General features: G+C 42.6%; 6 protein-coding genes and 1 pseudogene. 4 read left to right on the forward strand and 3 right to left on the reverse strand.

Annotated features, from left to right (window positions below):
* The 4 genes and pseudogenes from OCV61_RS17860 to OCV61_RS17875 form a co-directional block, all read left to right on the forward strand.
* Nucleotides 1-383 (forward strand): annotated as a pseudogene (locus OCV61_RS17860) (hypothetical protein); the annotation flags it as partial.
* Nucleotides 384-565: 182 nt separating this feature from the next.
* Complete coding sequence (locus tag OCV61_RS17865; protein WP_470258175.1) at nucleotides 566-823, forward strand: NAD(P)/FAD-dependent oxidoreductase; 258 nt, start codon at nucleotides 566-568, stop codon at nucleotides 821-823.
* 50 nt (nucleotides 824-873) lie between these two features.
* Entirely contained in the window at nucleotides 874-1002 is a 129-nt protein-coding gene (locus OCV61_RS17870) for a hypothetical protein (RefSeq protein ID WP_262583389.1), read from the forward strand.
* On the forward strand, nucleotides 977-2035 hold the full coding sequence (locus tag OCV61_RS17875; RefSeq protein ID WP_262583391.1) for an iron-containing alcohol dehydrogenase: 1059 nt from the start codon (nucleotides 977-979) through the stop codon (nucleotides 2033-2035). Before OCV61_RS17870 ends, OCV61_RS17875 begins: the two co-directional genes overlap by 26 nt.
* A gap of 54 nt (nucleotides 2036-2089) precedes the next feature.
* On the opposite strand, the gene OCV61_RS17880 is transcribed toward OCV61_RS17875, so the two are convergent.
* The 3 genes from OCV61_RS17880 to OCV61_RS17890 form a co-directional block, all read right to left on the reverse strand.
* A complete protein-coding gene (locus OCV61_RS17880; protein ID WP_158422889.1) occupies nucleotides 2090-2515 on the reverse strand; it encodes a helix-turn-helix domain-containing protein in 426 nt (141 codons plus the stop codon).
* 236 nt (nucleotides 2516-2751) lie between these two features.
* Nucleotides 2752-3516, reverse strand: a complete 765-nt coding sequence (locus tag OCV61_RS17885; RefSeq protein ID WP_158422890.1) for an ATP-binding protein — start codon at nucleotides 3514-3516, stop codon at nucleotides 2752-2754.
* Nucleotides 3513-5084 (reverse strand): Mu transposase domain-containing protein, encoded by a 1572-nt coding sequence (locus tag OCV61_RS17890; protein WP_055057941.1) that lies wholly within the window; start codon nucleotides 5082-5084, stop codon nucleotides 3513-3515. The genes OCV61_RS17885 and OCV61_RS17890 overlap by 4 nt, the downstream gene beginning before the upstream one ends.
* Between the last annotated feature and the right edge of the window lie 151 nt (nucleotides 5085-5235).

The following is a 5235-nucleotide window of genomic DNA, read 5'->3' on the forward strand; positions in this document are numbered from 1 at the left end:
TGGAGCACTTTACCTCTAATTTTCGAGAAGTGATGCAGTTCATTAAGTATTCTGAAGATGCAGAAAAACTGGAAAGGCTTGTGAAAGCGAACGCTGCATTTGCAACTGTGGACAGAAAAGCTGTTCGAGTGATGGAGGAGATGACGGGAATGAAGATAGAAAAGGAAGCCAGGGGAGAAAAGGTGAATGTTTGTAAAGGGATTCTTGGCATAGAGGAAAAGGGAAGAGCAGCTGGAAGAGCAGAAGGAATGTCTGCCGGGATACAGCGCGAGCAGAAGCTTACAAGATCCCTGCTAGGAGATAATCGGCTTGATGATTTGAAACGGGCACTTGATGATCCTGCGTTCCGTCAAAAGCTTTGTGAAGAGTACGGAATTGATTAAATCACATCCATGAATGGTCCCAAGAGAAGCTGTGGGGGTACTGCAGAGGCAGACTTTTATGGACATCAGACAAAGCATGGCTCCTTTGTATTTGGCGGTTCTTCCGCCTGGAGAGGTATAATAAGGATAACGGAACACCGGTAAATTCATCCAAAACAGCACCTTGTATCTGCCGTGGAATCATGAAGTACTTTCCGGATCTTGCCAATGCCAAGATCGTAAGGACCTGGGCAGGCTGGATGGATGCTTCCTCAGATGGCGTCCCATCCCTTGGAACAGTGGATGAAATCCCAGGATTGTACGTGGCTTGTGCTTTTAACGGTCATGGTTTTGGTATTGCGCCGGCAGTGGGAGAGCAGCTTGCAAAGCTTATTGTCACAGGAAAAACAGATGTGGATATCCAGGCCTTACATTATGACCGGTATAAGGCAAAGATTTAACTGTTTTGTGATTTTGAAGAAATAGATGCAGGATAAAGAAGGAGATCAGAATGAATAATTTCACATTTCATATCCCAACAGATATCAGAGTTGGTAAGGATCAGATACAGTGTCTGCTTGAAGAACTGGCAAAATACGGAAAGAAGGTTTTGCTTGTATATTGGTGGCGGGAGCATTAAAAGGAGTGGCCTTTATGACAAGATTCGGGAGCTTTTTAAGGATTTTGAAGTGTCAGAACTGCCTGGGATAGAACCTAATCCAAAGCTTACCTCTGTGGAAAAGGGCACTGCGATCTGCAAAGAAAAGGGGATACAGGTCATATTGGCTGTGGGAGGTGGAAGTACCATCGATGCATCTAAACATATCGCAGCATCAGCCTGTTATGATGGCCAGCCCTGGGATCTGGTTAAGGACAGAAGTCTTGTGGCAGGAGCGCTGCCTGTTGCAGTGGTTCTTACAATATGTGCTACCGGTTCTGAAATGAATTCCGGAGCAGTCATCAGCAATGAGAAGACCCATGAGAAACTGGAGATAAACCATCCTCTGTTGTATCCCAGGTTATCCTTCTGTGATCCTACATATCTGTATACATTGCCTTCCAAACAGACGGCAGCAGGTGCGGTTGATATTCTTTCCCACGTAATGGAGCAGTATTTCCAGCCAAATGATGAGGCCTATATTACAGATGTGCTCAGCGAGGCGGTAATGAAAACCGTGGTGAAATATGCCCGCAAAGCAATGGATGAACCGGAAAATTATGAGGCCAGATCTAATCTGATGTGGGCATCAACAATCGGGTTAAATCATCTGCTTACTGTAGGAAAGGGTGGAGCCTGGAGCGTTCATCCCATTGAGCATGTGCTTAGTGCTTATTATGACATCACACATGGAGTCGGGCTTGCCATACTGACACCTGCGTGGATGGAATATGTTTTGTCTGATAAGACAGCACCTCGATTTGCAAGATTTGCAAGAGAAGTATTCGGAGTAGGGGAAGCTGATGACAGAAAAGCAGCCAGGCTTGGGATTGAAAAGGTCAGACAGTTCAATCGGTCCCTTGCAATGCCTTCCACTCTTTCAGAAGCAGGAGTATTAGAAGAAAAATTTGATGAGATGGCAGCGGAAGCAGTAAGAACCAGCGGAATCGCCTCAAGAGCTTATGTAAAGCTTCAGGTGCCTGATGTAAAAAATATCTTAATGAATTGCAAATAAGATATTCTCTCTTTTGCATTTTTTTCTGTATCCCTGTGATTTCAGGATATGAAATCAGAACAAGGTTTCTTCATTTTCATCAAACAATTTATCATTGATCTCAAAAAGCCCAAGACCATGTTGCAGCCCATAATAAATGATAGCATCTCGTTTCAGCTTTGGATAAAGCTGAGCCATGCCGCACAGCTTCAATAGCTCCTGGGCTTCCTCTATGCTTGCACCCAGACCGTAACACAGGCATAAAAGACGGTTCCTGGAGGGATTCCTGCGGCCTGCAAAAATCTGGTGCAGATAAATCTCACTCATTCCTGATTGTTTGGCAAGTGCAGCCTTTGAAATATTTTTCCTTTCAAACAGCTGGTTTAATAATTCAGCGATACTTTTATTCACAAATAAATTCTCATTCTTAGTCAGAAAACGTGCCAGATCTGGTGAATCCATAAGCTCTTGCTGCAAATGATCTGTGGTTCTTTTTTTCATTGTCCATACCTTTACAATAATTTTATTATAAGTTACAATATTTTTAACAATACATATAACTTTAAATGTACAATAAATTGATAAAAAAAACAATATGCACATGAAATAGTAATAGAAATATATGTACATGGCATAGTGACAGGGATGGATGCAAATTACGCTCAAACGGAATGCCAGTTCCGCTACTGCGGAACGGCTATTCCATTTTTAACGGTACGAAGTACCGCTAGATGATATCATTCTGTTTCACGCATATTTATACCGTTCATCTCCAGACGATATGTATGATGTTTATCTGTGATTCGTGTAAGGCACGCATCAGCGTAGGTATTGTCAGCAAACATATCAAACCATGTACTGACTGGAAACTGTGAGATGACTACAGTTGATTTTCTTCCATCCCTGGTGTCAAGGACCTCAAAAAGATCCCGGCATTTATCAAGATCGAGATCCATAAGGCCAAAATCATCGATCACAAGAAGATCCAGCTTGGTCAGCTTATTCAGGTAATCCAGATTTGTGGATTTGATACGTGCCTGTTCCATTTCGCTCATAAGAGTGTTCGCTTTTATATACTTTACACTCTTAGACTGCTTCATTGCAGTTACACAAAAAGCATTGATTAGATAAGTTTTTCCACTGGCGGAAGATCCTGTTACAATGAGATTCTTTCCTTCCTCTATCCAATGGCAGGTACTCAGTCGCTCTATTGTCTGGGTATCAAGCTGACGTTCTGGACGGTAAATAGTTTCGTCAAGATCCGCCGCCGGGTATCGCAGATGTGCTTCTTTCATCAGACGATTAAAGCGTTTATCTGCCCGTGCCTGCCACTCTGCATCAATCATTGATGCCATGCGTTCCATAAAAGTGTTCAGATCTGCATTGGGATCTTTCAACTGTTCTTCCAGGATATGTGCCATTTCTGGAACACGGAAACTCTTCAGACGCATGATCAGAGCCTGTTCCTGAGGTGTTAATGTAATGTCATGGGATGAACTCATTTGTATGCCTCCTTTCCACGGATGTTTGTATGGGAAGGAAGTTTTCCGGTTCCGTTTATAGCACTACTGGAATGATTATTCTGAACCATGCTAAGTACTTTCTTGAAATAAGAATACTTGCAAGCATTGGCTTCTACGCATTTCTCAGCAGCCTCCTGAACCAGCCTGTGAGGAACATCTTTACAGGAATGGAGTACACCGGCACAGCTGTTGTATGCCTGTTCCTCATGCTTGGAACTGCGGAGTATCCTGTCAATAAGAGTTACCATAGATTCTCCATAAACAGATGCCCATCGTCTGTAATAAGCTCCGTCATGTGCATTCACTTCTTTGTAATACAGGTGTTCTGGAGGCATGTGATTGTCATCTGTAATGTAAAGAGGAAAATCACGGTAAGATCTTGGATGGCGGCAGATCAGCCGGTTATACTCATCACAGATCCGTATCTCCGTCATTGTAGCCTTAAGAATTGCAGGCTTCCCTTTATAGGTATACAATACAGAATAGTAGTGGGCATCATACTCAAGGTGGTAATTATCTGGAACTTTAAGAAAGTATTTATAATCACAAAGTGTATAACTTTCGCCTGGAAGCTGGTTCATACGCGGTTTGTCGTACTTTTCAAATCCATTCATGCGGGATTTCCGAATGTCAGATTTTTTCTGGAAAGGACGCTGGTTGATGTCCGCTACGATCTTTTTGACCGCAGCATTCAGAGCTTCCAGAGAGATATAAGTATCTTTCTTTAACTCTTCTACCAGATGCGTCTCCAAGAAACGCACATGATTTTCAACTGTTGGTTTGCCTTTCGGTTTCCTTGGTGGCGGCGGCAGAACGATCGTATCATAAAAAGTTTCCAGATCTGAAAAAGCTGACTGCAGCACAAGTTCATCTTTACTATGCCTGGTAACAGCTGTTCTTAGATTGTCCGGGACAAGATATTTAGGAACTGCCCCATAATAAGACAGTGCATGTACTGTACCGGTAATAAAATGTGGAAGTTTTTCATCCGGAAAGATCTCTGCATAAACAAGGCTGCTAAAACCAAGTGTAGTTGTAAAAATGTGAACTTTCCGAAGTTCGCCAGTTGTTGTGTCCAATAGCAGTTCCGGCTGGTCGCCTACCCAGTCAATATACATCTTTTCACCAGGGATCCGTTCCACAGGCATAGATGTTTTTGAAGTACCATAAGCATCTACCATAAAATCACGATACAGCTTATAAAACTGAGCGAGCTGGTAACCGTTGGGATGCTCTTTTTTATAATCAATCCATAGAAAACTCAAGTCAGCATGTTTTCCCATTTGGATCATCTGCTCATGTATTTTTTCAAAATCAGGCAGTGGAATATCCTTATGTCGAAGGTTTTCTTTTGGATAGATGAGATCAACCACCTTTGAGGCTGGCATTTGCCGAAGATCATCCAATGATAAGCCTGAATCCTTGTAGCGGTTCATGATCAATGCAATCCCGCTCCGTCCGATCCGGTAACGTTTTTGTACAGAGTCATAACTGACTTTACTGAGCCGAAGTTCTATGACTCCAAGAATAGTATTGTAGTCGTGCATAATAGTTCCTCCTTTGCACTGTGATGAATAATAGTTACATCACAATAATAAAGGAAAAACGTACCGTTTTGAGCAGAAAACGCGTACCGCTAAATCAGAATGAATGTACCGCTGATTTCAGAATAGGCGTACCGTTCGAGCAGAATTTGCA

It is taken from the genome of Blautia ammoniilytica (assembly GCF_025566965.1).
In the GTDB taxonomy this organism is placed as follows: Bacteria; Bacillota; Clostridia; order Lachnospirales; family Lachnospiraceae; genus Blautia_A; species Blautia_A ammoniilytica.

Bases quoted from the DNA above. Each gene is read 5' to 3' on its own strand.
- OCV61_RS17865 (WP_470258175.1), top strand. From the start codon at position 566: ATGAAGTACTTTCCGGATCTTGCCAATGCCAAGATCGTAAGGACCTGG.
- OCV61_RS17870 (WP_262583389.1), top strand. From the start codon at position 874: ATGAATAATTTCACATTTCATATCCCAACAGATATCAGAGTTGGTAAG.
- OCV61_RS17880 (WP_158422889.1), bottom strand. From the start codon at position 2,515: ATGAAAAAAAGAACCACAGATCATTTGCAGCAAGAGCTTATGGATTCA.
- OCV61_RS17885 (WP_158422890.1), bottom strand. From the start codon at position 3,516: ATGAGTTCATCCCATGACATTACATTAACACCTCAGGAACAGGCTCTG.
- OCV61_RS17890 (WP_055057941.1), bottom strand. From the start codon at position 5,084: ATGCACGACTACAATACTATTCTTGGAGTCATAGAACTTCGGCTCAGT.